General features: G+C 57.8%; 20 protein-coding genes. 12 read left to right on the top strand and 8 right to left on the bottom strand.

The window, feature by feature from the left end; genetic code table 11:
- The first annotated feature begins 33 nt into the window (after positions 1-33).
- Complete coding sequence (locus ACFO5Q_RS10890) at positions 34-795, top strand: transporter substrate-binding domain-containing protein (protein ID WP_156431904.1); 762 nt, start codon at positions 34-36, stop codon at positions 793-795.
- 34 nt (positions 796-829) lie between these two features.
- Here the strand turns inward: ACFO5Q_RS10890 and ACFO5Q_RS10885 are convergent, their stop codons facing one another.
- Positions 830-2044: an NADP-dependent isocitrate dehydrogenase gene (locus ACFO5Q_RS10885; protein WP_068145600.1), complete on the bottom strand. Its 1215-nt coding sequence runs from the start codon at positions 2042-2044 to the stop codon at positions 830-832.
- A 188-nt stretch (positions 2045-2232) separates the two neighbouring features.
- Positions 2233-2838 carry an LOG family protein gene (locus ACFO5Q_RS10880; RefSeq protein ID WP_068145605.1) on the bottom strand — a complete coding sequence of 202 codons (606 nt, stop codon included), beginning with the start codon at positions 2836-2838 and terminating at the stop codon, positions 2233-2235.
- Positions 2839-3036: 198 nt separating this feature from the next.
- Here ACFO5Q_RS10880 and ACFO5Q_RS10875 point away from each other — a divergent pair, with 198 nt between their 5' ends.
- A complete protein-coding gene (locus ACFO5Q_RS10875; protein ID WP_380084357.1) occupies positions 3037-4041 on the top strand; it encodes a LysM peptidoglycan-binding domain-containing protein in 1005 nt (334 codons plus the stop codon).
- 29 nt (positions 4042-4070) lie between these two features.
- On the opposite strand, the gene ACFO5Q_RS10870 is transcribed toward ACFO5Q_RS10875, so the two are convergent.
- Entirely contained in the window at positions 4071-4478 is a 408-nt protein-coding gene (locus tag ACFO5Q_RS10870) for a hypothetical protein (protein WP_068145611.1), read from the bottom strand.
- A 277-nt stretch (positions 4479-4755) separates the two neighbouring features.
- On the opposite strand from ACFO5Q_RS10870, the gene ACFO5Q_RS10865 reads away from it, so the two are divergent.
- The 3 genes from ACFO5Q_RS10865 (at position 4756) to ACFO5Q_RS10855 (ending at position 7282) form a co-directional block, all read left to right on the top strand.
- The gene (locus tag ACFO5Q_RS10865; RefSeq protein WP_068145613.1) at positions 4756-5448 is read left to right on the top strand and encodes a phosphatidylserine decarboxylase; all 693 of its coding nucleotides are present in this window, start codon (positions 4756-4758) and stop codon (positions 5446-5448) included.
- A 22-nt stretch (positions 5449-5470) separates the two neighbouring features.
- Complete coding sequence (pssA, locus tag ACFO5Q_RS10860) at positions 5471-6238, top strand: CDP-diacylglycerol--serine O-phosphatidyltransferase (protein WP_068145615.1); 768 nt, start codon at positions 5471-5473, stop codon at positions 6236-6238.
- Between the two features lie 165 nt (positions 6239-6403).
- Positions 6404-7282: an SPOR domain-containing protein gene (locus tag ACFO5Q_RS10855; protein ID WP_068145618.1), complete on the top strand. Its 879-nt coding sequence runs from the start codon at positions 6404-6406 to the stop codon at positions 7280-7282.
- A 390-nt stretch (positions 7283-7672) separates the two neighbouring features.
- Here the strand turns inward: ACFO5Q_RS10855 and ACFO5Q_RS10850 are convergent, their stop codons facing one another.
- Entirely contained in the window at positions 7673-7858 is a 186-nt protein-coding gene (locus ACFO5Q_RS10850) for a hypothetical protein (protein ID WP_068145619.1), read from the bottom strand.
- Between the two features lie 210 nt (positions 7859-8068).
- On the opposite strand from ACFO5Q_RS10850, the gene ACFO5Q_RS10845 reads away from it, so the two are divergent.
- The 5 genes from ACFO5Q_RS10845 to ACFO5Q_RS10825 all read left to right on the top strand — a co-directional run bounded on the left by ACFO5Q_RS10845 (position 8069) and on the right by ACFO5Q_RS10825 (position 13658).
- Positions 8069-9349, top strand: a complete 1281-nt coding sequence (locus ACFO5Q_RS10845; protein WP_082719767.1) for a Ppx/GppA phosphatase family protein — start codon at positions 8069-8071, stop codon at positions 9347-9349.
- The gene (locus tag ACFO5Q_RS10840; protein WP_068145621.1) at positions 9342-10055 is read left to right on the top strand and encodes an RlmE family RNA methyltransferase; all 714 of its coding nucleotides are present in this window, start codon (positions 9342-9344) and stop codon (positions 10053-10055) included. The genes ACFO5Q_RS10845 and ACFO5Q_RS10840 overlap by 8 nt, the downstream gene beginning before the upstream one ends.
- Positions 10056-10204: 149 nt before the next feature.
- Complete coding sequence (gene guaB, locus ACFO5Q_RS10835; protein ID WP_068145623.1) at positions 10205-11674, top strand: IMP dehydrogenase; 1470 nt, start codon at positions 10205-10207, stop codon at positions 11672-11674.
- Positions 11675-11686: 12 nt separating this feature from the next.
- The gene (locus tag ACFO5Q_RS10830) at positions 11687-13015 is read left to right on the top strand and encodes an RsmB/NOP family class I SAM-dependent RNA methyltransferase (protein ID WP_068145626.1); all 1329 of its coding nucleotides are present in this window, start codon (positions 11687-11689) and stop codon (positions 13013-13015) included.
- A gap of 157 nt (positions 13016-13172) precedes the next feature.
- Positions 13173-13658 (top strand): tetratricopeptide repeat protein, encoded by a 486-nt coding sequence (locus ACFO5Q_RS10825; RefSeq protein WP_068145629.1) that lies wholly within the window; start codon positions 13173-13175, stop codon positions 13656-13658.
- A 68-nt stretch (positions 13659-13726) separates the two neighbouring features.
- On the opposite strand, the gene ACFO5Q_RS10820 is transcribed toward ACFO5Q_RS10825, so the two are convergent.
- The 3 genes from ACFO5Q_RS10820 to trmFO form a co-directional block, all read right to left on the bottom strand.
- Positions 13727-14311 carry a PAS domain-containing protein gene (locus ACFO5Q_RS10820; RefSeq protein ID WP_068145634.1) on the bottom strand — a complete coding sequence of 195 codons (585 nt, stop codon included), beginning with the start codon at positions 14309-14311 and terminating at the stop codon, positions 13727-13729.
- Positions 14312-14425: 114 nt separating this feature from the next.
- A complete protein-coding gene (locus ACFO5Q_RS10815) occupies positions 14426-15829 on the bottom strand; it encodes a M28 family peptidase (RefSeq protein ID WP_082719768.1) in 1404 nt (467 codons plus the stop codon).
- Between the two features lie 65 nt (positions 15830-15894).
- Positions 15895-17247, bottom strand: coding sequence for a methylenetetrahydrofolate--tRNA-(uracil(54)-C(5))-methyltransferase (FADH(2)-oxidizing) TrmFO (trmFO, locus tag ACFO5Q_RS10810; RefSeq protein ID WP_380084355.1), 1353 nt, complete (start codon positions 17245-17247; stop codon positions 15895-15897).
- Positions 17248-17363: 116 nt separating this feature from the next.
- On the opposite strand from trmFO, the gene ACFO5Q_RS10805 reads away from it, so the two are divergent.
- Entirely contained in the window at positions 17364-18509 is a 1146-nt protein-coding gene (locus ACFO5Q_RS10805; protein ID WP_068145637.1) for a M28 family metallopeptidase, read from the top strand.
- An 18-nt stretch (positions 18510-18527) separates the two neighbouring features.
- Positions 18528-19067 (top strand): DUF924 family protein, encoded by a 540-nt coding sequence (locus ACFO5Q_RS10800; protein WP_068145641.1) that lies wholly within the window; start codon positions 18528-18530, stop codon positions 19065-19067.
- Positions 19068-19086: 19 nt separating this feature from the next.
- Here ACFO5Q_RS10800 and ACFO5Q_RS10795 read toward each other — a convergent pair whose 3' ends face one another.
- Positions 19087-19890: a substrate-binding periplasmic protein gene (locus tag ACFO5Q_RS10795; RefSeq protein ID WP_068145643.1), complete on the bottom strand. Its 804-nt coding sequence runs from the start codon at positions 19888-19890 to the stop codon at positions 19087-19089.
- Positions 19891-19904: the final 14 nt, after the last annotated feature.

Below are 19904 nucleotides of genomic sequence, written 5' to 3'. Positions count from 1 at the left end.
GGGGGGCTTCGAGCTAGTTTAAGGGAGCCTGGTTTGGTTCGGTGTTTTTCAGTTCTTCCGTTGCTTGCTGCCGTTATGGCGGGGCCGATCGCTTTTTCATCCGCAAAGGCTGAAGACAGCCTTGTGTTTCAGGTTGAACACCATCCCCCCTTTCTGGAAATAGAGGCAGGCCGCGTTTCCGGCATTTTTGGCGACACTGTCAATCAGGCTGCGGCCATAGCCGGCCTGACTATCGAGTGGCAGGAACGGGCCTTCAATCGCATCAAGCGGAACCTGGACGATGGCACGCAGCCCTTTTGTGTGGCCGGCTATTGGAAGAAAAGCACGGAGCAGGATGAGCAGTGGCATTTTTCGCCACCTATCGGCACATTCGGGCGCTCGGGCCTGCTGGTGCGGGAAGCCGACAAAGCAGCCTTTGAAGCACTGCCTTCCATAGAAGCGCTGTTCACCGATACGGATTTCATTGGTGGCTTCGTGACCGATGCTGTCTATGCCATCCCGCATCTGGAGCTTCTTAAGAAGAGCCACAATAAGCATCTTTTCATTGCTAGCAGTCATGACAAGCTCGCTGAGCTTCTGGCGCGCAAGCGGATCGATTTTGTCATCGAAAACGAATTGATGGCGCCGATCCACAAAGCACAGGTGGCAGGGGGTGATGCGCTCGCTTTCCTGAGCCTTGAAGGGATGCCTGCAGGCAGGGAGGCGCATGTGGTCTGTACCAAGGCGGTCCCGACTGCTATTCTCAGCAGGCTTGATGCGGGCCTGGAAGTCGTAAAAAAAGCCGCCCAAGAGTAGGCGGCTTTTCAAATTCTTTAGCAGTTATTTGGGATTAGCCCAGTTCTGCCTTCAGGTTCTCGTCGATCTTGTCGAAGAACTGGCCTGTGGTCATCCAGGATTGGTTCGGACCGATGAGGAGCGCCAGGTCTTTGGTCATGTGGCCGGTTTCAACCGTGTTGACACATACCTTTTCAACCGCTTCAGCGAAGTTGACCACTTCCGGCGTGCCGTCCATTTTGCCGCGATACTTCAGGCCGCGCGTCCAGGCGAAGATGGAAGCGATCGGGTTCGTCGACGTTTCCTTGCCTTCCTGATGCTGGCGGTAGTGGCGGGTCACGGTGCCGTGTGCGGCTTCTGACTCAACGGTCTTCCCGTCTGGCGTCATCAGAACGGACGTCATCAGGCCGAGGGAGCCGAAGCCCTGTGCCACGGTGTCTGACTGCACGTCGCCGTCATAGTTCTTACAAGCCCATACGAAGCCACCAGCCCATTTCATGGCGCATGCCACCATGTCATCGATCAGACGGTGTTCATAGGTGATGCCAGCGTCTTTGAACTTGTCCTGGAATTCGTTTTCGAACACTTCCATGAACAGGTCCTTGAAGCGGCCGTCATAGGCCTTGAGGATGGTGTTCTTGGTGGACAGGTAAACCGGCCACTGGCGGTTCAGGCCGTAGTTCATGCAGGCGCGGGCGAAATCGCGGATGCTGTCGTCCACGTTATACATGCCCATGGCAACGCCAGCTTCTTCAAACTGGTACACTTCGCGTTCGATGGCTTCGCCGCCGTCGGAAGGCTCGAACTTCATGGTCAGCTTGCCAGCACCTGGCACCAGGAAGTCAGTCGCACGGTATTGGTCGCCAAAGGCGTGACGGCCGATAACGATCGGCTTGGTCCAGCCTGGAACCAGACGCGGTACGTTCTTCATGATGATTGGCTCGCGGAATACGGTACCGCCCAGAATGTTCCGGATGGTGCCGTTCGGGCTGCGCCACATTTTTTTGAGGTCAAATTCCTCAACGCGCTGCTCATCAGGGGTGATGGTCGCGCATTTCACGCCCACACCGTGTTCCTTGATGGCGTTTGCCGCGTCAATGGTGATCTGGTCGTCCGTTTCGTCACGCTTGGTGACGGAAAGGTCATAGTAAAGAAGCTCAACATCGAGATACGGCTGGATCAGGCGTTCGCGAATCCATTGCCAGATGATGCGTGTCATCTCGTCGCCGTCAATTTCCACGATTGGGTTTTTTACGGTAATCTTGCTCATAGTTCCCTCAAATTTATATTTTTCCCAAGGGGTAGTATCGCGCCGGGGAGAGGGCCGGTGCGGATTTTGCGCGCACCCTATCACCAGAATCTGCAGAGTTGAAGGCCCATCCGCAGGAAAAGTGTGACTTTTTGCGGATTTTACCCCTAATGACCGGTTTTTCTGCCGTCAGCGTCCCTGACTTTGGCTTAGAAAAGCTCGCTCCTGGCTTCAGATGGGGCGGTTTCCATCGCTTTCAACTTCTCAATCGCCTGTTCGGCTGTGTCGACAATGGTAAGGAGTGACGCATTCTCGGCACTGGCGAAGCCGCCATCCACGACATTCTTCACAAGTTCGACCAATGGCGTCCAATAGTCCTCATGATTGATCAGGATAATCGGCTTCTTGTGCAGGCTAAGCTGCGCCCAGGTCATGATCTCGAATGTCTCGTCAAGCGTGCCAAGCCCGCCGGGCAATATGATAAAGGCATCAGACCGGTCAAACATCATGCGCTTGCGGTCATGCATATTCTGCGTGACGTGAAGCTCGGTCAGGCCGTCTTGCGTAATCTCAACCGCATCCAGGTGCTCGGGGATGATGCCGATCACGGGGGCGCCGCTGTCGCGCGCAGCGCGGGCCACGACCCCCATCAGGCCGATGCTGCCAGCGCCGTAAACAAGGCCCATGCCAGCGCTCGCAATGCGGCCCCCAAGGTCAGACGCCAGTGCTTCATAGGATGGTTTGTTGCCTAGCCTGGAGCCGCAATAGACACAAACATTCCTGATTGGTGTGGTGCTATGGGGTGTCGACTTCATACATTACCTCTTGCAGGAGGGCCATAAGCTGGCCAAATACTGGAAAAATGCGCTAAATCAGTGTCATAAAGTTTAGTTGTCAAAGTTTTGACATGTTTTTAATAAATTCATCTTTCATTATATAGGCCCGATTGTTAAGGCTTTGTTGAACAGGACGTATGGTGAGTTATGGGCCCACTGGAAAGCAAGAGCGATGATATGCGCCGGATTGCCATCGGTGCCGTGAGCGCGGCTATTGGTGTCGGCGCTATTCTTTATGTGCTTTTCTCAGACGAGCCCGCACCGCAAGCGCCTGCCACCCCCACTGAAGTATCAGAACAGCAGCCAGCAGCAGAACAGGCCGCAAAGCCGGTTCCCGAGTTTGACCTTGTGCGTATTTCGCGCGGCGGCACGGGTGTGATCGCGGGCCGGATGGCCCCGGGCGCAAAGATCGAGCTGTTTGCAAATGGCCGCAAAGTCTCTGAGGTGACAGCCGACGAGAACGGCGAGTGGGTCATGATTCTTGAGGAACCGCTAGACGCCGGTTCCGTTGAACTGAACCTAAAGGGCCGCGAACGCGACGGCACAGAAGTTGCCGAAGCCGATAATGTGGTCGTGGTATCGGTGCCTGAACGCGATAACCAGCGCTTCCTTGAGCGCGAACAGAACGGCGTTGTGGCCGTGCTGACCCCCAAAAGCGGGGAAGGGGCCTCCACGGTCCTTCAGAAGCCGGGCGTAGCCGCCTTTGGTGAAGTGGGTGAAAGCCTGAGTGTCGATACAATCGATTATGGTGACGGCGGCGACGCTGTTATCACCGGCCGGTCTTTGCCGCGCGTGGATGTTCGTGTGTATCTGGACGGAAATTTCATTGGCAACATGCGGGCGGGTGACGAAGGCCGCTGGCAGATTGCGCTTGCGGGCCAGGCGCTGACGCCGGGCAGCCATGTGATCCGGGTAGACCAGACCATCGGTGATGGGCAGGTGCAGCTTCGGATCGAACAGCCGTTCGAGGCGGGCGAGGCCATTGACCCAGCCGTTGCCGAAGGCGGCGTGATCGTGCGGCCCGGCAATACGCTGTGGCAGATTGCCCGCCAGCTTTATGGCTCAGGCGTGCGCTATACGGTGATTTTCCGCGAAAACAGCGAACAGATCCGCGACCCGGATATGATTTATCCGGGCCAGATGTTCCGCCTGCCGCTCAAGGACGAAAAGTCCGAAGGCTAGGCGCTTCCCCTTGTGTGGATTGTTTAAACCTAGATGGGCTTCAGGTGAGACCGGAGCGCGCGCAGGTGGCTTTCGGATTCCAGAAGGATCAGCGTCAGCGCGCCCACAAGGTCATTGCCCTTGAGCTTCTGGCTGGTGGCGGTGACGCTGTGGTATGTCACATCGCCCTTTTTGCTGATGCTGTAGGCACCGTCGATGCCGCGGTTGGTGGAATAAACGCGTTCGATGGCCATGGTGCGTTCGGCGGCATTCTCAACAGTGAAATAGAGGCGGCCCAGCTTGGCATTCAGCTTGATCAGTCCGCCGCCGTTGGCGTCAGTATCTGCTGCAGCATGAAATTTTATGCCTTCCCAGTCGAACTCAAGCTGATCAAAGGCCGCTTCCTCCAGGCTTTCAAGATGCCCTTTGACCTTCTGCAGCGATTCGTGAAGTTTCATGGTGCCCCGTTTCCAATACGCCAGATTACTCGCCTGATATAAGCCTTGCTGCCCAAAAGGGCTTGGATGTTCAAAGCTGTGGCTACAGCATCGCTGCGCCGCCTTAAACAACCGTTAAAAGGCCTGATATTTCTTTTGCTGTATCCTCCCACCAGGGACAAGATTTTTTTTGCGATCGTGCCATATTGCGTCACACGCACCCCGTCAGACTTGACGGGAGGGCTTCAAATCGCCAGTGTGTGCGAAATTTACCTACAAAAGAAAAAGGTTGCCGCCGATGAAGGCTATGGATGTAGTGATGACGCCAATCCACAAGGAAGGGCATTTGTTTGTGGCGATTTTCTTTGCCGTCTCCGTGGGGTTGTTTTTCCTTTCGGAACCCCTTGGCTGGGCCGGTTTGGTGCTGACGGCATGGTGCCTTTATTTCTTCCGCGACCCTGACCGCGTGATCCCAGACGAAAAAGGCGTTCTGGTTAGCCCTGCAGACGGCACTGTGTGTCTGGTAATGGAAGCCACGCCGCCGGCTGAGCTTGGCATGGGCGATGAGCCGCGCACGCGCATCTCCATTTTCCTGTCAGTGTTTAACGTGCACGTGAACCGCACACCTGCGGCGGGTGAAGTAACCAGCGTTGCTTATGTGCCAGGCAAGTTCCTGAACGCTGCAGCCGAAGAGGCCAGCGAGGAAAACGAACGCCAGCTGATTCGTATGACCACAGAAGATGGACACGATATCGCTTATGCCCAGGTGGCGGGCCTTGTGGCACGGCGTATCCTGTGTGACCTTGAAGTAGGGCAAACGGTGGAGCGCGGTGAGCGTTTCGGCCTGATCCGCTTCGGCAGCCGCACGGATATCTATCTGGACAAGGGCCAGAAGCCGACCGTAGCCGTGGGCCAGACCATGATCGGTGGCGAAACCATCATCGCCCGCAAGGCAGCCGGTCGCCGCAAAGCTGCCAGCGCCAGCGAATAGACCGAAGGGCGGAGCAGGGACCATGGGCGACGAAAAACAGGCACTATTGTTCAAGAAGATTTCCATCCGGACGATTCTGCCGAATGTCGTGACGCTTATGGCCTTCATGTCGGGGCTGACGTCCATCAAGTTTGCGTTGGCAGGAAAGTGGGAACTGGCCGTATTTGCCATTCTGCTTGCGGGCATCTTCGACGGGCTTGACGGGACAGTAGCCAGGCTACTCAAAAGCACCAGCCGTTTTGGGGCAGAGCTGGATTCGCTTTCGGACGTAGTGTCCTTTGGCGTGGCCCCGGCTGTAATCCTGTATCTGTGGGTGCTGGAAGGCCTTGACCGCCTTGGATGGGCTGTCGCACTGATTTACGCCATCGCCATGGCGCTTCGTCTGGCGCGCTTCAATGCCAAGCTGGATGACGAAGATGAACCCCGCAAACGCCTTGGTTTCCTGACCGGTGTTCCGGCGCCTGCGGGCGCCACGCTCCTGCTGATGCCACTGATTGTCGATTTCGCCCTTGAAGCTGTTGTGGTCCACAACTATGGGCTTGTGGTGGCGGCCTATGCGGTTGTTGTCGCAGTATTGATGGTCTCTACCATCCCAACCATTTCGCTGAAGGCCTTCCGTGTGCCGAAGGCCTGGTTCGTTCCCGTGATGCTGATCATTGGCATTGTGATCGCGGGGCTGTTTGTTCGCACTTGGCTGGTGCTTATCGTGATCGCAGCTGCCTATCTGTCCAGCATGCCTTTTTCCTATCTGGCCTATGAGCGTCGCCGCAAACAGAAGCGCATCGGCTGACGCTGGTCCTGCATAGCCGCCTTATCTGTGGTATCATTGCCCCGATAGGCTTTATTGGCACTACCTTTGCATATTCGATAGCTGAGAAAGATTGCCACTTAAGGCATGGATGCAGCTTAACCTTTGAAAATAAAGGCGAAAAGCAATGTGTAGAAAGGCGTGATCATGACACAGGGACTTAGCGCACCCGTAGTATTTCCCAGAAAAGGGGCAATTGTTGCCTGCCTGGCGCTGTTTACCAGCGCGTGTGGCGGCTCCACTAACCTTTGGCAAGGCGAAGACGTTCTTGTTGAAGCGCGCCAGGTAACGCTGGAGCGCAGCGTAGAGGGCGTATCCGAGGACAACCGAGACCTCAAGGACCGCTTCAATGCCCTTGAGCGGCTGTATGTGGACCTTGTGAAGCATGTTCGCAATCAGGACCAGGCCCTTGCAAGTATGGAACAGAAGCTGGCTGCGTTCCAGAAAGACCCAGAGACAGAAGCAGCGCTTCGTCGCGTGCGGAATGACCTTTCCGGTGTACGCACCGAGATCAAGTCGCTTGAGAACCGCTTGTTCTCTGTTGAGATGATCGACCGCAATGCAGCCTATCAGACCAAGGCGCCTGCAAAACAGCAACAACAACAATCCTCGCAGCCGCAAGCCACGTCCCAGCCAGCTGTGGATAATACGCAGACCGCGCCAACGGGCACATCGCAGACCGGGGCTGATGTTCAAACAGGTGCGATCGACAGCGGCACACCCGCCACGAACGACGCGCAGGATGACAGCCGCACCTATTACGGCGCACATCTGGCGTCCTACCGGTCTAAAGACCAGGTGGATAGCGGCTGGTCAGCGCTCTACAGGGCGTTCTCTGGCCAGCTTGAAGGGCTGTCTCCACGCATTTATACCCAGAACCAGGAAGGCATTGGCACGTTCCTGCGCCTGATTGTAGGGCCGCTTGAGCGGGAAGAGGACGCAGAACTGCTGTGCGATAACATCCGGGCAGTAGGGGGCGAGCAATATTGCCGGGTATCCGAATATCAGGGTGAGCCGCTGAAATAGCGTCCTGAAAAATCAACCATCGTTGAAATTAGCCGCCGTTTTCACGCCAAACGGCGGCTTTTTTATGTCTTTGGTAGAAAAAAATTGCAATATTTGCATAAGCAACCTTGACAGCAACCGTCAAATCCTGTCGGATGCTGCTTCCTTCACCGATTTCAGATCGGGATTGATCCATCTGGGGAGGTACGATCAATCTTTTTGGCGCCCACGGATTAGGCAGCCACTGACGGAGAAGGCCCGGGCACACCTGGGGGTTCGCTCGGATTAGGCGCGGTGTTTCAGCCACATTGTGGTTTGTTCGCCGCGCCTCTTATTAAGTCACACTGAAAATCAATTTTCTGGGAAGCCGCCTCGTGGAATACGCAGGCGGTTTTTCTATGGCAGTCTGCCTCAGCGCTGGAAAAACAGCGGGTCAGGAATACGGGATTGCGGCTGTACGCGCGGGCGAGGGGCCTTTGGCAGTTTCTTGGAAAGAAAACGCCACATCACCGATGCACCGTCCTGCATCGCGGCCATGCCGAGCCCACCAATCAGAATAAACAGCAGAAGAATAATCAGATGTTCAAAACCAGGCATTGTGTCCTCCGTTCTTATTTTGTTCTTTTATGATGACGCGACGCGCACGTCAAGAACAAAAATAGAACAAAAATAAATTACAGGATTGGTTACATCTGAAATTTATTGCGCTGTCGCGCGGCCTGGTGCTAAACATAAGGCAAGTGAGCAGCACGACTGAAAGACCATAAAACGGTCGGCTGCGACAAAAAAGATAACAAGAGAAAAAGTATGTCGTTAGACCCACAGGCCCAAGGGGCCGGGGCAGGGCCAGGCACTCCAGATTCGGGAGGCCAGGCTGAGCACCAACAGAAGAATTCCGGCAGAAAACGCCGCCCCCGCCGCCGCAAGCGCTGTGCAAAAGGGCAAGACAAGGCGCAGGAGAGAACGCAGCGTTCCGCCGTGCAGCCGTCTGCTCCCGCAAAGCAGCATAACTCAACATCGGCTAAAAGGCCTGTCCGCCAGCAGTCTGACCGACCGTTGCGCGGTGTTTATAGTGCCATTGATCTTGGCACCAACAATTGTCGGCTGTTGATTGCGCGCCCAACGCGGGGCGGTTTCCGCGTGATAGACGCCTTTTCCCGTATCGTCCGGCTTGGCGAGGGGGTGTCCTCCAACAACAAACTTTCAGACGAAGCGATGGACCGCACGATTGAGGCCCTGAAGGTGTGCGCCGAAAAGATCGCGCGCCGGGGCGTCACCTGCATGCGGCATGTGGCAACGGAAGCCTGCCGCGTGGCTGAAAATTCCGATGAATTCATTGCCCGCGTCAAGCGCGAGACCGGCATCAACCTGGATGTAATCTCCGCGGGCGAAGAGGCGCGCCTTGCGGTTATGGGCTGTCAGTCGCTGATCGCGCCCGGCAATAGGAACGCCCTGGTGTTCGATATCGGCGGCGGATCGACCGAGCTTATCTGGGTGCGGGTGCACCCCGGCCAGCGCACCGAGATTTCCGGCTGGATGTCCATTCCCTGGGGGGTGGTGAACCTGTCGGAAAGCTTTGGCCGTCCAGGCGAAACCCTGCCGATCGAACATTACGACAAGATGGTTAAGCTGGTGGTGGATCACCTGCAGGCGTTTGAAGACGCGCATCAGGTCTCAAGCGTGGTCCGGAAACGCAAGACCCAGTTCCTGGGAACCTCAGGCACCGTAACGACGCTTGCCAGCCTGCACCTCAACCTGCCGCGCTATATCCGCGAAAAGGTGGACGGCGCCTGGATGAAATCGCAGGATATTCACGGGCTGTCGCGCCGTGTGGCGACCATGACGCACGATGAACGGGCGGCACAGGTGTGCATCGGCCCGGAAAGGGCTGACCTTGTTGTAGCGGGCTGTGCTATCCTTGAGGCCATCCTCGGGATGTGGAAAGTGCCAAGCCTGCGTGTTGCCGACCGCGGCATCCGTGAAGGCATTCTGCGCGGCCTGATGCAGATGGAGCAGCCGCCAAGGCGGGCACGCCCGCTTTATCATGGCGGCGACAGGACACAGAAGAAGGTAGAGAAGAATGGCTAGCGGCTGGAACAAGCAATCAAACACCCGGAGCCGGGCGCGCGGCGCCAAGGTACGCGTGAAAACAGCGCGTGGCCGCAAGAATTCCTCCACCCGGTGGCTGCAGCGGCAGCTGAATGACCCCTATGTGGCTGAAGCACAGCGTCTTGGCTATCGCTCCCGCGCGGCCTTCAAAATCAAGGAACTGGCGGAGCGCTATAATCTGTTCAAGGGTGTCAAGCGTGTGATCGACCTTGGCTGTGCGCCTGGCGGCTGGACACAAGTACTGACCGAAGAGCTGCCGGACGACGCGCAGATTATCGGCATCGACCTTCAGGAAGTGGAGCCCATCCAAGGTGCGGACATTTGGGTGATGGATTTCCTTGCCGAAGACGCAGAAAAGCGCCTGATGGATGCGCTTGAAGGTCCGGCTGATCTTGTGCTGTCGGACATGGCCAACTCGGCCACCGGGCACCGGCAGACGGATCAGATCCGCACCATGGCGCTTTGTGAAGCCGCGCTTGATTTTGCGGTCAAGGTCCTGGCGCCAGGCGGCACTTTTGTCGCCAAGGTGCTGCAGGGCGGGGCGGATAATGACCTGATGCAGGCCCTGAATAAGCATTTCACCAGCGTCAAGCACGCCAAGCCACCGTCAAGCCGTCAGGATTCCAAGGAATGGTTCGTGGTGGCGACGGGCTTCAAGGGCCGAAAAGAGGCGGAATCCGAATAGTTTCGGCTTAGTTTTACCTGCGACGAAGTTTAGCGTTGATTTTTGGGCGGCCTTCGGGGTATTGAACGGCGAATATCTTAATCCGCCGGGGCAGAAATCTGCCCCCAAAGCGCGCGAAAAGCGCCCACAGTGAAAGCAGGATCGCCCTAATGGATATTCGCCTCGGCCTTACTTTTGATGATGTTCTCCTTGTACCGGCAGCCAGTGATGTAATGCCAGCCCAGGTGGACGTTCGCACCAAGATCACCAAATCGATTGAACTCAACCTGCCGCTTCTGTCCGCGGCAATGGATACCGTAACCGAAGCCCCGATGGCGATTGCCATGGCGCAGGCGGGCGGTGTTGGTGTGCTGCACCGGAATATGACCGAGGAAGAGCAGGCCGAAATGGTCCGCCAGGTGAAGAAATTCGAGAGCGGCATGGTGGTGAACCCGGTGACAATGCACCCGGATGAGACCCTGGCCGCAGCCATGGGCCTGATGACCCAGCATAAAATCAGCGGCATTCCTGTGGTTGAGCGCAATGGCTCTGTTGGCCCGAAGAAGCTGGTTGGTATCCTGACAAACCGGGATGTGCGCTTTGCAACCAACATGGATCAGCCGGTCTCCGAGCTGATGACCCGCGACGTGGTGACGGTAAACGAAGGCGTATCCTTCGAGGAAGCCAAGCGCCTGTTCCACCAGCACCGCATTGAAAAACTGATCGTGGTTGATGATGCTTACCGCTGTGTCGGCCTTATTACTGTGAAAGACCTTGAAAAGGCGGTCGCCAATCCGAACGCCGCCAAGGACAGCAAGGGCCGCCTGCGCGTGGCTGCTGCGACCACAGTTGGCGACAAGGGCTTTGAGCGTGCCGGCATGCTGGCAGACGCGGAATGCGACCTGATCGTGCTTGATACGGCCCACGGCCACTCTATGCGCGTGATCGAGCAGGTTGCCAAGATCAAGAAAGCTTTCGGTAACGTGCAGCTTGTGGCCGGTAACGTGGCGACTGCTGAGGCGGCCAAAGCGCTGATCGATGCGGGCGCTGACTGTATCAAGGTTGGTATCGGCCCAGGCTCCATCTGTACCACGCGGATCGTGGCGGGTGTGGGTGTGCCTCAGCTGACAGCCGTATCCGATGTTGCCAAAGTGGCTTCCGCCCAAGGCATTCCGATTATCGCCGACGGCGGCCTGCGCACATCCGGCGACGTTGCCAAGGCGATCGCCGCTGGTGCGAACGCCTGTATGGTTGGCTCGTTGCTGGCTGGTACCGAAGAAGCGCCGGGCGAAGTGTTCCTTTACCAGGGCCGGTCCTACAAGGCTTACCGCGGTATGGGCAGCGTGGGCGCTATGGCGCGCGGTTCTGCCGACCGTTACTTCCAGGATGACGTGAAAGACACGCTGAAGCTTGTGCCGGAAGGCGTTGAAGGCCAGGTGCCTTATAAAGGCCCGTCCGCAGCCGTTCTGCACCAGCTGGTGGGTGGCCTTCGGGCTTCCATGGGCTATACCGGGTCGAAGACCATTCCGGAAATGCACGAAAAAGCGCAGTTCGTTCGCATCACCAACTCGGGGCTGAAGGAGAGCCACGTGCATGATGTGACGATCACGCGTGAATCCCCGAACTATCCAGCTAAATAAGCAGCATATCTGATGCAGCCCGCAGCGCGCCTTTCCGCCGCCATTGAGCTTCTCTCTGATATTGAGGAGAAAATGGCGTCAAAAGGCGCGCCGGCCGATGTGCTTGTCACGAAATTTTTCCGTGCCCGGCGTTATGCGGGCTCGAAGGACAAGCGCGCGATCTCTGACTATGTCTATGGCATCCTGCGGGCGAGGGGGCTTTACCTGTGGGCGCTCAAGCTATTGGGCGCTGCGCCGACAGCCCGCAACATGATGCTGGTGAATCTAGCGCGCCATGAGCCTGACAGCTTCCGCTATTTCGGGGAGGAGAATCCCTTCGCCCCCACACGGCTGCATGAAGAGGAAGAGGATTTCCTGCGCAAGCTGAAGCGACTGGATTGGCACGATGCGCCAGTTGAGGCCAGCTATAACCTGCCGGATTGGGCCTTGCCCGGGCTGGAGCGCAGGTTCGGCAAGCAGTTGGCTATCGCGGGCGCCAGCCTCAATGAAACCGCGCCGCTGGACATTCGCGTCAACAGCCTGAAAGCCAGCGGCAAGAGTTTTGATCAAATTCTTAAGAATGAATCAGAACTATTTGAAAAAAATAAACTTTCCTGTCTTGGTTATCGCGCAACTGGGCCGATTAATCTGGGCGCGCACAAAGCCTTTTCCGATGGCTTGATCGAGATACAGGACGAGGCGGCACAGATTGCTTCAAGCCTTGTGGCGGCGGCGCCTGGCATGCAGCTGACGGATCTGTGCGCGGGGGCTGGCGGTAAAACGCTCGCCATGGCAGCAGAGATGGAAAACCGCGGCCAGATCCACGCTTTTGATATTTCGCCCAAACGGCTCTCGAGCCTGAAGAAGCGTATGCAGCGCGCGGGCGCACGCAATATCCAGGTGCATCTGATTGCGGCTGAGGGCGCGGGGCGTGAAATTGCATTCGGGCCAATGGAAGGCAAAATGGACCGGGTGGTGGTCGACGCGCCGTGCACCGGCACCGGCACCTGGCGCCGCAGCCCGGACCAACGCTGGCGCTTTGACGCCGACAGCCTAAAGGCGCAGACGGCGCTGCAGGGCAAATTGCTGGCAGAAGGCGCCAAATTGGTGCGAGCAGGGGGCAGGCTTGTTTACATGACATGCTCTGTCCTGCCGGAAGAAAATGAGGATGTGGTGGCAGCTTTCCTTGACGGCCAGCCGAAGGGGGCGTGGAAAGTGGTTGATTACCACACCCAATGGGCTGAAAGCCTGCCAGGGGATGCGCCTGAAACATTGGCCCTGAACCCTGAATTCCTGCAGCTTGCGCCGCATGCGCACGACACAGACGGCTTCTTCCTGGCCATTCTTGAGCGGCAGGTTTAGGCCTTTACCAAATATTTGGGTTTGCGGGGGTAAACTGGCGTGGGCCTGCTCGCGACCTTTGCACGGTTTGGCGCGAGGCAAACACCGTTCATCTCTTGTTGCAAAAACTGCTTAAAAATGCGGTTATGGTGGCAAGAAGAACAAAAAGAGGCATGGTATGCGTAAATCCAATCTTCTCCTGGCAATAGGCCTCGGCGCCATGATGGCACTGCCGGCTGCAGCCCAGACAAGTGATAAACACCAATCCCTGTCGCGTGAACTTGTGGCCCAGGCCACTGTGGCACTGCGCGCGGATAAGGCAACTGATGCGCGACTGTTGTTCGAGCGCGCCCTGGTGGCAGACCCGGCCAATGTGGCTGCCCTTGTTGGCCTTGGCCAGGTGGCAGAGGCCCAGGGCCTGACGGGCCGGGGCCTGAAATACTATCGCCGGGCGCTTGAGGTTGAACCAAACCACAAGATGGCGCTTGAAGCCCAGGCCCTGGCGTTCCTGAAGCGCGATATGGCCGACCGGGCAGAAAACAACCGTGAAAAGCTTGCGCGGCTCTGCCTGAAGGGCTGTGACGCGCTTACAAGCGTGACCGCAGCCCTTGAGGACTATCACGCTAACCACGCAGATGCGTCTATGGCCCAAAAGGAGGGCTGAGCCGGAAGGTTAAGCCCGTTCCGGCGAATGAATGCGAAACGGGCGCCGTGCGGCGCCCTTTTTCGTGCTCAGCGGCTTCGCTTTTTAAGTGTGAAGGCAAAGTCCGGCACGCCTAACCCTATGTCAAGGTGCTGCGCGCCGCCGAACTGCTGGTAATCGAAGCTGACAGCCCTTTTGCTGGGGGCGAGGGCAAAGCCCTGGCGCCCGGCGTCACAAAGGGATGCACATTGGACAAGGTCTCCTGCCGCATTCCTGAGCGGTAGCGTGAGATATGTGGCGTCGATCCGGCCACCCCCTTCCACATGCATCTTGTCGCGCACATACCCGCCACAGGGGTGGCGTGTCAGGGATTCGTTGAAGCGTATCATGGGCTGGGCTGCTTTTTCGCCGACGATGTCAACGACCCTTTTGCCACTCAGGTTCCGGCCAAAATGTGCGTCCATCTCTGTGCCGCTCACTTTCACGCGCATGTCACCCGGTCCGGTAAATTCAAATATGGTCAGAGAGGAAGCCAGCCGCCCCAGCCTTGACATGCTGAGGTCGCGCCGGAGGGGGATGTCTGTGCCGCCTGTGCCGCGCAGGTCCTGCCAGACGCTATAGAAAGCCTGAAGCTTTTCGCTCAACTGTGGCCAGTCAGACGGTGGCGTGTGCATATATCTCCCCGTATCAAAGGTTGGATATAGGCACAGGCTAGCAAGAAATAGGAGGTGCGTATAGAAAAAGGAGCGACCGGTGGGCCGCTCCTTTGATACTGCAATGGTCGCTGCTTAGCGGAAGTCGCCAGGCCATTCTGCTGCGATATAGGCGAAGACCACCCACGCAGCCAGATTTTGCTTCAAGGCTGCCGGGTCAACCTTATCAAGCGTATCGTCCGCCGTGTGGTGCAGGTCAAAATAATCCGTGCCGTCCTGCATCAGGTCCATGCCCGGCATGCCCAGCTTCACCATCTGGCCCACGTCAGGCCCGCCACCGGCTTTGCGGCCGTGGCGCACAACCCCTAGCGGCTGCATCAGTTGCGCCATGGTGTCCACAACATGCAGGGAATCGGTGCTGACGTTGGACGCCAGCGCCCACACAGGGCCTGCGCCAAAGTCTGATTCTGCCCCAATCGCATGGTTTGCCACGTCATCCTTGTGGGCGTCGGCATATTGTTTGGCGCCGATGAGGCCGAGTTCTTCGGAAGCGAACAGCACAACACGCAGCGTGCGGCGCGGGCGCTCTTTCGTCAGGTTCTGGATCATATCAGCGGCAGCCACGGTGATGGCCACGCCGGCCCCGTCGTCAATCGCGCCGGTGCCAAGGTCCCAACTGTCCAGATGGCTGCCCATCAGGACAACCTCATCCGGTTTTTCCCGGCCTGTAATCTCGCCGATCACATTGTGCATGGTTACGTCGCCATGCTCTTTGGTTTGCACATCCAGGTGGATGCTGATGGGCTTGCCGCGCTCAAGCATACGCTCCAGCAGGTCTGCGTCCGGGTTCGACAGCGCCGCTGCTGCAATCCTTGGCGCGTCCGCGTCATAGTTCACGCCGCCGGTGTGCGGCAGACGGTGGCTGTCTGTGCCGATGGAGCGGATAATGATGGCCTTGGCGCCCTTGCGCGCTGCTTCAGAGGCGCCTTTGCCCCGCGCCTGCACAGCAGGGCCATAGCCCGCGCCGGTCTTGAAGCGTTCCATGCGGTTCGAGATAAAGACGATCTTGCCTTCGATGTCCGCTGCGTCAGCTTCCAGAAGGGCTTCATAGGTCGGGATATGGACGATTTCAGCCGTGACGCCGCCCTCTGGCGTTGCGGCGGATTTGCCAAGCGCCGTGATATGCAGCGGCTGGGTGTAGGGTGCCACGACAGAGGCGCTTTCAGACAGGCGCTCCCATTTGGCGACGGTTACCGGCTCCATATAGACCTTGTCGAACCCTAGCGCCTTCAGCTTGGCAACGGCCCAGCGTGCGGCCTCGGCCTCCTTTTCGCTGCCGCCCAGACGGGGGCCAACTTCGGTGGTCAGGCTTTCGAGGATGGTGTAGGCCGTCTCGCTCTCAAGTGCCTTGTCGCGCAGCATGGCTGCTGTCGCGCGCGTATCTTCCGACACCGGGATGGTTTCGGCCTTCAGCGCGGTTGATGCGGATAAAAGAAAGGCCACCCCTGTGGCGGCCTTCAGAAACATATGCTTGTTCATCGCTGCCCCTTAAAACTGGTTTTGTTGCGGGGCGCAGAGTGGGGCGAAAACGCCCCACGGTCAAGTTAGCTGAGTTCACTTATCCATGAGGTGAGCTCATCCAGTGCGCGGCGGCTCATGGCCGATTTGCGTTCTTTCCTGTGAACCCGTCCTTCAAGTGGCGGGAACAGGCCGAAGTTTACATTCATCGGCTGGAAGGTCTTGGCGTCCGCGCCGCCTGTGATGTGGCTGATCAACGCGCCGAAAGCTGTGGTGGCTGGTGGTGGCGTCGGCGTGCCGCCCTTGCGCTCTGTTGCGGCCATCCGGCCTGCCATCAGGCCCATCGCTGCTGATTCCACATAGCCTTCCACGCCGGTAATTTGCCCCGCGAATCTGAGGCGTGTATCCGCCTTCATGCGCATCAGGCCGTCCAGCACCTTGGGGCTGTTGAGGAACGTGTTCCGGTGCAGGCCGCCAAGGCGCGCGAACTGGGCGTTCTCAAGCCCCGGGATCTTCTTGAAGATGCGCGTTTGCTCGGCATATTTCAGCTTCGTCTGGAAGCCCACCATGTTGTAGAGGGTCCCCAGCTTGTTGTCCTGCCTGAGCTGCACAACAGCATAGGGCTTCTCGTCCCAGTGTGGGCAGGTCAGCCCCACAGGCTTCATCGGGCCGAAGCGCAATGTTTCCGGGCCGCGTTCGGCCATCACCTCAATCGGCATGCAGCCTTCAAAGTAGGGCGTGTCTTTCTCCCATTCCTTGAAATCGGTCTTTTCACCGGTATTCAGGTCATGGACGAACTCTTCATATTGGGCTTTGGTCATCGGCAGGTTGATATAGTCCGCGCCGTCGCCCTTGTCGTAGCGGCTTTGGAACCAGGCGGTGCCGAAATCAATGCTTTCCTTGTAGATGATCGGCGCGATGGCGTCGAAGAAGGCGAGGGCATCTTCACCGCACAGCTCAAGCACCGCCTTTGAAAGCGCTGGGCTTGTCAGCGGGCCGGTGGCCACGATCACATTGTCCCACTCCTGGGGCGGCAGTCCTTCGATCTCACCGCGTTCGATGGTGATCAGCGGGTGCGCCTCAAGCGTTTTGGTGACTTCCTCGGAAAAGCCGTCGCGGTCAACCGCAAGGGCGGAACCCGCCGGTACCTTGTGTTTCGCCGCGGCCTGCATGATCAGGCTGTCCATGCGCCGCATTTCCTCATGCAGCAGCCCAACGGCGTTATTTTCATAGTCGTCAGACCGGAAGCTGTTTGAGCATACAAGTTCCGCAAGATGATCGGTGTGGTGGGCGTCTGTTTTTCGGACCGGGCGCATTTCATGCAGCACCACCGGCACGCCTTGCTGGGCTGCCTGCCATGCGGCTTCAGAGCCCGCAAGCCCGCCGCCTACAATGTGGATTTCCTTAAACTCGTTTGCCATCACACCATACCTTTTCATGGGCGGCCCTATTTTGCTGCCGCGCCTGTGTCTTCACTTGCGGGCTTATTTACTGGACTTGGCCCCATTTTGTAAGGGAAAAAGGTGGCACGAGATATCATTTCAGGGGGACAAGGGTGCTGAAAGCACGCGAGATTTTTGAAAAGCTGAGCGAATGGCCGCACAGGGGCTGTGGCAGCGAAGACGAGATGGAAGCACGCGAGGCGCTGATAGCCGAGCTGACCGGCGAATATGGCGTGGATATCACGGATGAAGGCTTCAAGTGCCCGCGCAGCTATCTGCCCTTTTTCTGGATGATTGCCATAGGGCAGGCCGCTGTGGTGCTTTTGTCGCCCTGGGCGCCTGCTTTCATGCTGGCGGCGGGCATCCTGTTTTTCCTCAGCCACCTTCTGTATTTCGACTGGCGCGTCAGCCCGCTCATATGGTGGGGCGCGCGGACCGTCACGGCCAACGTCTCAGCCTCCAAAGGCGCGGGGAACAGGCTTGTTATCCTGATGGCGCATCTCGATAGCGCACCGTCGTCTTATGCCTACAGGCCGGAGCAGGTGAGGCATTTCAAGCTGTCGGTCTATATGGGGACCTTTATCGTTGGGCTTGGGGCGCTGATCCCGGCGATGGGCACGCAGGATGTCACGCTGCCCAATTGGGCCGGATGGATTGTCGCAGTGCTGCTCCTTGGGCAGGCGGTTGTGGCCAGTATCGATTTTTGGCGCTTTGGCTATACGCCCGGCGCCAACGACAACCTGACCGGCGTTGCTGCCGCGACCGAAGTGGCTTCGCGCCTCTGGAAGACCATGCCGCCGGACACAGAGGTTCGGCTGGTGGTAACAAGCGGTGAGGAGGCCGGCATGCTGGGGGCGCAACATTATTGGCGGCAGCACAGGGATGAGCTGAAACAGCGCGAAACCCATGTGCTGAATTTCGATACTGTGGGCTATGGGAACCTTTCCTATGTCACTCAAAGCGGCGGCTTCACGCCGGTTTATTATGACGGCCCGCTTGCCCGCGCGGCTGCAGCCGTAACCAAGATTGACAAGCGGTACGGCCATGTGACGGCGGCCAAGCATCATGTGGGCGATTTTGACAGCGTCTGGTTCGCGCGCGACGGCATTTCAAGCCTGACGGTGGCGGCCTATGACGACGAAGGCCTGATGCCCCACATCCATACGCAGGAAGACAAGGCCTATCATGTGGATATGGCGATTGTCGAGGATGCCGTGCGCTTTGGCGAAGCCGTGATCCGCACGCTTCCTAAACGCTGACAGTAAGGGAGAGGGGCTATGCGCGCAGAAGATATCCTGTATTTCTGGTTCACGGAGGCTGGCGAAGTTGCCTGGTGGAAAAAATCGAAAGACTTTGATGAACTGATCCGTCGCCGGTTCCTGCACACTTTTGAAAAGGCGGCGCTGGGGGAATTCGCCCATTGGCGGGACCGCCCGCGCGGACGCCTTGCTGAAATCATCCTGCTGGACCAGTTCCCGCGCAACATGTTCCGTGATACGCCGCGCGCCTTCGCAACGGACGGCATGGCGCTGGCGTTAAGCCAGGAAGCGGTGCGGGCGGGCGCGGGCCAGGGATTGAGCGGGGACGAGCGCGCTTTCCTCTATATGCCGCATATGCACAGCGAAAGCCTGCATGTGCACCATGAAGCCGTGCGCCTGTTTTCAGAGCCTGGCCTTGAGGAACAACTGGATTTTGAACGCCGACACAAGGCAATCATCAAGCGTTTTGGCCGCTATCCGCACAGGAACGCCATCCTTGGCCGCGTCAGCACAGAGGAAGAGGAAGAGTTCCTGAAAGAGCCGGGCAGCAGCTTCTGAGGCTTGCGGTGTCTGCGCGTTATTGTGGAAGGTCGCCGTCGCGGTCGTTCATGACCGCCAGGCTTTGCCGGTAACCGTTCCAGATTTCAGCATAGGTGCCATCCGCGCGCAGGCGCCTTAGCCCCAGGTTGAACGCGTCGCAGATTTTCTGGTCATGGAACCGGGCGACATAAAGCGATGGCTTCATGATTGGGTGGCGTTTCAGCTCAAGATACTCGCCGGTTTCCGTGAATTGGCTCTTTTGGGCCAGCGCGAGAATCCACCTGTCACCAACGACGGTGTCAAAACGGCCCTTGTACAGAAGCTGGATATGTTTGCTCTGGTCGCCTGACTCGGTATAGCGCTTGGTTTGGGTGACGGCTTCCTGAAATTCAGGCCCCAGATATCGGGTTGCCCCAGAAAAGGAAAGGACAGACAGGCCTTTAAGGTCATCCAGGCCTTCGATCGTCAGGTTCCTGGAGGCCAGCGTCAGCGCCACATTCTGGTGGGCGATGTACCAATCGGTGGAGCATCCAATGTTGGAGGCCAGCACATGCTGTGTGAGGATGCCGTTTATCTGGCCGCTTTCAAAGGCAGTGATCATCCTGACCCGCGGTTGCTGGATAAAGACGGGTTCATAGTCGCTATAGTCGAATATGGCCCTTACCAGATCAATTTCGATGCCATGTGCTGCACCACCCACCACATAGGGCGGGAGATTTTCGCGTGTGGCGATCTCAATCAGCTTTGGATGGAGGGAAGGGGATTGCGCTGTCACTGAGGGTGACAGGCAAATAGCGGCAAACAGAACCCAAAGGGCATGGATGGTCGGGGAGGCACGCATCACAAAACCTTGTA

The organism is Kordiimonas lipolytica, assembly GCF_042651265.1.
Classification (GTDB): Bacteria; Pseudomonadota; Alphaproteobacteria; order Sphingomonadales; family Kordiimonadaceae; genus Kordiimonas; species Kordiimonas lipolytica.
Note: the sequence above shows the minus strand (reverse complement) of the source record. Positions and strands in the feature narration are given on the sequence as shown.

Excerpts from the sequence above, each read along its gene's own strand:
- ACFO5Q_RS10885 (WP_068145600.1), bottom strand. The coding sequence starts at position 2,044 with ATGAGCAAGATTACCGTAAAAAACCCAATCGTGGAAATTGACGGCGAC.
- ACFO5Q_RS10880 (WP_068145605.1), bottom strand. The coding sequence starts at position 2,838 with ATGAAGTCGACACCCCATAGCACCACACCAATCAGGAATGTTTGTGTC.
- ACFO5Q_RS10875 (WP_380084357.1), top strand. The coding sequence starts at position 3,037 with ATGCGCCGGATTGCCATCGGTGCCGTGAGCGCGGCTATTGGTGTCGGC.
- ACFO5Q_RS10870 (WP_068145611.1), bottom strand. The coding sequence starts at position 4,478 with ATGAAACTTCACGAATCGCTGCAGAAGGTCAAAGGGCATCTTGAAAGC.
- ACFO5Q_RS10865 (WP_068145613.1), top strand. The coding sequence starts at position 4,756 with ATGAAGGCTATGGATGTAGTGATGACGCCAATCCACAAGGAAGGGCAT.
- pssA (WP_068145615.1), top strand. The coding sequence starts at position 5,471 with ATGGGCGACGAAAAACAGGCACTATTGTTCAAGAAGATTTCCATCCGG.
- ACFO5Q_RS10855 (WP_068145618.1), top strand. The coding sequence starts at position 6,404 with ATGACACAGGGACTTAGCGCACCCGTAGTATTTCCCAGAAAAGGGGCA.
- ACFO5Q_RS10850 (WP_068145619.1), bottom strand. The coding sequence starts at position 7,858 with ATGCCTGGTTTTGAACATCTGATTATTCTTCTGCTGTTTATTCTGATT.
- ACFO5Q_RS10845 (WP_082719767.1), top strand. The coding sequence starts at position 8,069 with ATGTCGTTAGACCCACAGGCCCAAGGGGCCGGGGCAGGGCCAGGCACT.
- ACFO5Q_RS10840 (WP_068145621.1), top strand. The coding sequence starts at position 9,342 with ATGGCTAGCGGCTGGAACAAGCAATCAAACACCCGGAGCCGGGCGCGC.
- guaB (WP_068145623.1), top strand. The coding sequence starts at position 10,205 with ATGGATATTCGCCTCGGCCTTACTTTTGATGATGTTCTCCTTGTACCG.
- ACFO5Q_RS10830 (WP_068145626.1), top strand. The coding sequence starts at position 11,687 with ATGCAGCCCGCAGCGCGCCTTTCCGCCGCCATTGAGCTTCTCTCTGAT.
- ACFO5Q_RS10825 (WP_068145629.1), top strand. The coding sequence starts at position 13,173 with ATGCGTAAATCCAATCTTCTCCTGGCAATAGGCCTCGGCGCCATGATG.
- ACFO5Q_RS10820 (WP_068145634.1), bottom strand. The coding sequence starts at position 14,311 with ATGCACACGCCACCGTCTGACTGGCCACAGTTGAGCGAAAAGCTTCAG.
- ACFO5Q_RS10815 (WP_082719768.1), bottom strand. The coding sequence starts at position 15,829 with ATGAACAAGCATATGTTTCTGAAGGCCGCCACAGGGGTGGCCTTTCTT.
- trmFO (WP_380084355.1), bottom strand. The coding sequence starts at position 17,247 with ATGAAAAGGTATGGTGTGATGGCAAACGAGTTTAAGGAAATCCACATT.
- ACFO5Q_RS10800 (WP_068145641.1), top strand. The coding sequence starts at position 18,528 with ATGCGCGCAGAAGATATCCTGTATTTCTGGTTCACGGAGGCTGGCGAA.
- ACFO5Q_RS10795 (WP_068145643.1), bottom strand. The coding sequence starts at position 19,890 with ATGCGTGCCTCCCCGACCATCCATGCCCTTTGGGTTCTGTTTGCCGCT.